Consider the following 6,247-nt stretch of genomic DNA (forward strand, 5'->3'; position numbering starts at 1 on the left):
GATCGGTGGTGCGGGCAACGACAGCATGTACGGCAATGCCGGCAACGACACCGTCTCCTATGCGGATGCCACCAGCGGTGTTGGTGCAAGGCTGGACGAAGGCGGTGGTGGCTGGAACGGCGCTGTTGGCGACTACATCTATTCTGCAGAGAACCTCATCGGCTCGGCCTTCGACGACGCCCTGGTCGGCAACGCCGGCAGCAACATGCTGGACGGCGGCGAAGGCGATGACATCCTTTGGGCTGAAGACGGCAATGATCTGCTGATCGGCGGGCAAGGTGCCGATACTATGCACGGCCAAGGCGGAAACGACACTGTCTCCTATGCCGACGCAACCAGTGGTGTTGGCGCAAGGCTGGACGAGGGTGGCGGTGGCTGGCGCGGCGCTGTTGGCGATTATATCTACTCCGCCGAAAACCTTATCGGCTCGGCGTTTGACGACTCCCTGGTCGGGAATTCGGGTGCAAATATTCTCGATGGCAGCACTGGTGATGATATTCTTTGGGGATTGGAAGGCTCTGATCGCTTTGTGTTCAATGGCGGGTTCGATATTGTCGGAGACTTCAGCTATGCGGAGATGGACCAAATTGCATTGGACGTCTCTGAGTTGGGCATCTCCGGAATGTCAGCTCAGCAGGTTGTATCCACGTATGCCGACACAAGTACTGGTCAGATTGTTCTTGATTTCGGGAATGGAAATGCGCTGACGCTATCGGGCGTCTCGGATATGACCGACTTGGAGAACAGCTTGCTTCTGATATGAAGCTGGCTCACCTTGAAGTCGCCCAGTTACTTACTTCACCATCTACGGCACAGGTTTAGACCGGATGCTCGGAGTCGCCAGCTGTCTGTTCTGGTGCCCTTTCCCGCCGCATTCGCAACTCGAGGGTTGCGCCGGACTGGCTGGCGACCCAGACAAGCTGGTCTTACGCACAAAACGCTGAGTACAAACCCGGAACGCGGCTCTGCCCCGGTGTAATTCACGTGTAACCCGGAACGGAATGTTCCGGTAATGAATAGTCTGGAATGGACTGGTGTGATCAGCCCCACCCTTAGATTCTCGATTGGATTCAAGGGCTAACGAATATCTCCGACTCCTCAGTACCATTGGGGCGGAAAATGAAAATCCTCGTGTCGGTGGTTCGATTCCGCCCCCGGGCACCACTCAAAGCCAAGAATTACACAATAAAACAAAGGCTTTGCAGTGAGGCCGTATGCCAGCCACAATTGATTGATGTGCCAAAAAATGCAGTCCTGCGCTTCTTCGCACATGATTTGCATGGCAAAAGCATGGCAAAGTTCAAATCGCCGTGGAGGGGTTCGGCTGGTGATCGGCGCGTCAGGGGATGCGGTCCAGCTTGGCGCTGGCCTCAATCAAGGCGTGAAGGTCCGCCAGTAGGTCGGGTGCGGGGTGGTCAAGTGGCATCGGTGGACTCCTTTGATGCGTGTTCCGGTAGAGAGATTGTGGCGGGATTGAGGCAGGGAGTCGAGTCAAATACTGCATTAAAATCAAAGCCTTGAGTCCGTTTTCGCCTGAGCCGTGGGGTTTGGTGTGACCTGCCGCTGGATCTCACCCCCGCCGCCCAGCGCCGTGCCGCCCGAGGCTGTGAATCGAAATCGTTCGACAGCCCGCCAGAAAACGCTGGATTGTAAAATTCAGATTCCACCAGAGAAAAATTGGGAATCCGTCAGTCAAAAAACAGCCTCCCGTCAAAACAGCCTCCCCTCAAAACGGGCGGGCATCAGAAGGCCATGGCGATGAATGGTCGGATCGGTCGTGTGATGCCGCTGACGCGGCCCATCACCTATTCACCGCATCGACCTCACAGCCATCTCTCTCGCCAGCCTCACGCCCAGCGCCCATCTCACCATGACAGCAGAGACGGCGTCAGGAGGCGCGCTGGGCGGGGCTGTGGAGGCGTGTGTGATCGGGGCGTGGATGTGTGTGGTGCGGATGTGGATAGGCCCGCCCAGGGCTGTCTGAGCGGGTGTGTGGCGTGGTGGTGTCGGCTGTGAATGTGGGGCGATCAGGCCCTCTGGCTGGCCTCATACACGCCCGCCCGCTGGAGCATCTGTCGAACGGAGTTTGCGTTGTATTCCTTGCGGTTAGGTGCGGTATGGCCCAGCTCTGCCAGCTCGATTGCGATCTGGCGCAGGGACCGGCGCTTGCCAGTCTTTGGGTTGCGGCGATACAGGCGCTTGGCCGTCGCTAGTGTTTCATCGTTGACCGGCTTCCGACCCTCTACCCTGCGGCCCAGCTTGGCGCTCTTGCGGTCGCGAGCTGCCTTGAGCTTGTCCACGGTGCTCCGTCGCTCGAAGGCGGACACAGCCCCGAGGATCGTCCGGACCATCTCGCTGGTCGGTGTATCCACGGTGAAGAAGTCCGGCGCGGTGGTGGGGATCAGATCGACGCCACGGTCTTTCAGCAGGCGATAGCCGAGTTCCTGCACGGTGGCATCGCGGGCGAAGCGGTCAGGGGATTCGACGAGGATCGTCCGTGTGCCGTTGGACAGGACGGCGTCCAACAGGTCGCCCATGCCGGGGCGCTGTTCGATGGGATCGGCGCCGGATACGGCGGCGTCATAGTACACCTTTATGACCTCAAAGCCGTTGGCATCGGCATAGGATGTAATGGCCGCGAGCTGTCGTTTGTCGGAATCCTTGTCAGCACCCACGTTTGTGGCGCTGGATGTCCGCATGTAGGCGAACGCTGGTACTTTCTTTCCGGTCATATTCGTTCTCCTTCATATCCTTGGGTGATTCTCGCGTTACTTTTCTCAAGATTTATAACCGAGATAGGTCAGGGATTGGGTGCAAAGTGATGAACGGACTGTTTCCTTTTTGAGGATGATGGGGGATTCGGGGGTGGGTTGCCGCGTCAGCGGAGATGGTCTCTAGGAAATCTACCCCCGCCCCTTCCTGAATAGCCAAGGGTCCCTCGGTAACTGACCCCCACCCCTTCCGAATCCCCAAGGATCCCCCGCGTGCGCTGGGCGGGTCTGGCGGAGGGCGAATCTATACGGGTCCCAAGCGGGTATGGCGGGGCGGCAGTGGTGGCTCAGCAGCGGAGGGCGTTCAATGCACAACACATATGTTGTCTTGAACATCTCACCGTTTTGAACATTGGTTGAACACCCGTAATTTCTTGCGAATCGCTCGCAAGTTAGCTTGGGCGGCAGCTATGCGCTCAGCGCATAACTATGTTGAAAAAATGCAACACTTTCGCAATATTATTGCGCGGAGGGCGGGAGCCACTGAATCGAGGCATCTCGTCCCCATTGAGGGGGACGGCGGGGGGACAGCGGGGGACGGCTGTCAGGGCGAAATTTCGTTTGGATTCAAAACCTTAATCTCTTCGTCCCCCCAATCCCCCTGTCCCCCCAGAAAATAGAGACGGGTTCAGCGGAACTCTCTTTTTCGCCTGCGCCTGCAAGAAGGGCGATCAGTATACGGGAGGGGGGCGAAAATATAGTCGTTCTCAGGAGGTCTCTATTTTCTGGGAATATTGGGGGGATTGGGGGGACGATAAAATTTTATCCATATAAATCATAGGCTTAACGTATAAATACCACCCGTCCTACGTCCCCCCGCCGTCCCCCCGCCGTCCCCATTAGGGGGGACGAGTCTCACGGTGAGAAAAAAGTGTTGACGGACACCAGAACGTGAAAAGGGGCGCTACCGCGCCCCTCTCTGCCTCGTGGTCAGTCGTCCGGGTCTTCGTCATCGCCGTGAACCCATTCGCCGCTGACGCGGAGGCTCTTGACCCTCTTCCCCTCACCGGGAGTGTTCTCCCAGAAACCGGCCTTGTGGTACTTCGTTCCGTCAGTCGGTTCCACGACCCCACCTTCGCGCCGGAGTTTTTCGACGAGAGCCGCTGGTTCGGTGTTCGAGAGGCTCCCGAGACGATCAACCGGCAGAATGTAGGTGCGCACTTTCAAACCGGAGGGAGCTTTCCCCGGCGTGGTCCAGTAGCCAACAACGTCTGCCCGAATGCCGTCTTCGTTCCCAGCCGCGACGATCCGCTGCTGGTTCAGCATACGAATGATATTCCGCCGCAGCGTATCGAGCGCCTGCCGCTCGGTGTCGAGATGGTGCGAGCGCTGCGCAATGGTCTCGTCGAGCAGCTCGGCCAGCATCGCCTTGAGGTCAACGTCCGAGGGGAGCAAACCCGCTTCTTGCGCCACCTCCGCCGCGACACCGAAGAGCGCAGCGGTGGTTACGACACGTTCGGCAGCGCCTGCATACCCCGCGCTCCATTCCTTCTCCAGCGCGCTGACGCCCGCCCGCACTGCATCGACGCCCAGCTCAATCAGCGCCTTGGCGAACTCCGGCCCGAGCCACCCATACGCACCGCCATGGGCCAACACGTCATACGCCGCCAGCTCGTCCTTGTCTTGCTCCCGGTCCAGCTTGACGGCGTCGTCGTAGCTCACGGTGAAGACCCGAGAGACCGCACCCGACCGGATCGTCACCTCGCTGTCCTTGGCCTGCTCGGCCTCCAATCGCGCCAGCAGTCCACGTTCGGTGGACATGCCCATGCACCCGTGCCAAGTCGCGATGTCGCGCAGGGAGCCGTCCTGCTTGCCCCGTGCCCGCCCGATCTTCCCTGCGTACTGGAGGATCGCAGCCTGCTCGTCCTGCGCCGTCATCTTGGACGTACCTTGTTCGTCAGGGGCGAACATCGCACCGGATGCCTGCACGGCCTTGCCCTCCATCGCGGTGGGGGTCATGTCGCCGGTAATCAGGAGGCCATCGGCAGCGGGAGCTGCGAACCAAGAAATGCCCGCCTTGAGCGCAGTGGTCTTGCCTCGCTTGGCCTCCCCCTCGTTCGCCACGATCACGGCCAGCTCCTCGTCGATGAAGTCCGCCAGACACCCGACCGCCCCGCCGAGAAAACTGGGAAGAAACCGCTTGGCGTTCTGCCCCTTGAGGGCACCACCCGCAGCCTTGACGGCCTCGTCCAGTGTGCCAGCCCTGCCATTGGCGACCTTCATGGTGTGGTCGAGCACGTAAACGAGGGCGTCGTCATCCTTCTTGACCACTGCGCCGGTCGGGCTGACATAGACCTCCCGACCCTCCCGCCATCCGGACCGCTCGACATAGACGGCTTCCCGATCTGAGCTGACGGCACGGAGCAGTGTCAGGATCGCCTCGGTCGAGGCGTTCGGCGCGAACTCAAGCCCTTCGTTGGAGAGACGGCCCAGGATGGTTCCGGAGTCCTTGTAGGTGTCGCCTTTGCGGAAAGTGGAATCAACGACGCCCAGCGCCGCCGCACGGTGCTGATACCGGATCGTTACCTCGTTCGTTCGGGTGCTGCCCTTTTTGCCATCGGCGCAGTAGAGGACCTCGAACTCGCGGCAGACCTTCTTCGCCTTGTCCTCGGTCATCTGGCAGAACCAGCCCTCCTTCACGGTGTATCCAGTGGGGAGCCATTTGGAGGCTGCTGCGGCCTCGGACACGGATTCCGGCGTGGCCTCCTCAAGCGAAACCAGATCAGGCGTCTCCCGTCCCTCGCGCTGACGCGCATCTTCGGCGACGACCTTATGGCGCTCTCATGTGTTCACAGAATCTGGCGAGTTTGTCGTAACGAAGACTGGTTGGGCGCAGGTCGAGGCTACAGGCGGTGAGGCAGGCCGATGACCTTCTTCATCACACCCACCGTCCACCGTCGCCGCCATCATTGTCATTCCCTTCTCTTGGATCCTGAGCAAGTTGTCAAAATACTGGGAAAGTCGCGCAAGGCATCACTTCGCGAAAGCCGCGGAAGCGGGTCAGAAAATCATCGCTTCAAAGCGTGAGACCCAGTACCGGATCACCGCCATAAAGATCGTAGCGAAGCGCCGTATTGTCGAGATTGAAGTGGGGATTCGGATGTGAAAGCAAAGCGAGGATATGCAGTCAAACAACCAAACGGCGTTTATGACATAACAGAAGTAAGGACGGCACACGAAGAAATGTCAGCCATCGCCGCTGGTTACGAGATTTTCGAGTACCATGAACTCTCTGGCGCAGGTGGCGGTGGGGTTGGCCAGCATATTGTTCAGTCCCGGCATCTGGTGGATCGGATTTAGGATGAATCGATCTGGCTGTGATGTCCAGATTTTGCATATGTATTCGTAAGGCGTTAGCCCGCTGAGTGTCTTCAAGTGACGTGCAAAGTTGTAGGCGTATAAGAAGTCCGCGAGGTGCCTTCGAAGCTGCCCGTGGCTGTCATAGTGATAGCGTTTCACCGTCGCTTCCTTGATGG

General features: G+C 59.1%; 3 protein-coding genes and 1 pseudogene. 1 reads left to right on the forward strand and 3 read right to left on the reverse strand.

Annotated features, from left to right (window positions below; translation table 11 throughout):
* Nucleotides 1-763, forward strand: a 763-nt coding sequence (locus ACOYQJ_RS04840; protein WP_422904863.1) for a calcium-binding protein, incomplete at its 5' end; no start/stop codon positions are given.
* Nucleotides 764-2,027: 1,264 nt separating this feature from the next.
* On the opposite strand, the gene ACOYQJ_RS04845 is transcribed toward ACOYQJ_RS04840, so the two are convergent.
* From ACOYQJ_RS04845 to ACOYQJ_RS04855, 3 genes and pseudogenes are all read right to left on the reverse strand, one after another.
* A complete protein-coding gene (locus ACOYQJ_RS04845; RefSeq protein WP_422904864.1) occupies nt 2,028-2,732 on the reverse strand; it encodes a recombinase family protein in 705 nt (234 codons plus the stop codon).
* Nucleotides 2,733-3,701: 969 nt separating this feature from the next.
* The gene (locus ACOYQJ_RS04850) at nt 3,702-5,387 is read right to left on the reverse strand and encodes a DUF927 domain-containing protein (protein WP_422904865.1); all 1,686 of its coding nucleotides are present in this window, start codon (nt 5,385-5,387) and stop codon (nt 3,702-3,704) included.
* Between the two features lie 570 nt (nt 5,388-5,957).
* Nucleotides 5,958-6,247 (reverse strand): annotated as a pseudogene (locus ACOYQJ_RS04855) (IS3 family transposase); the annotation flags it as partial.

This window comes from Pacificoceanicola algae (assembly GCF_049341065.1).
Classification (GTDB): domain Bacteria; phylum Pseudomonadota; class Alphaproteobacteria; order Rhodobacterales; family Rhodobacteraceae; genus Pacificoceanicola.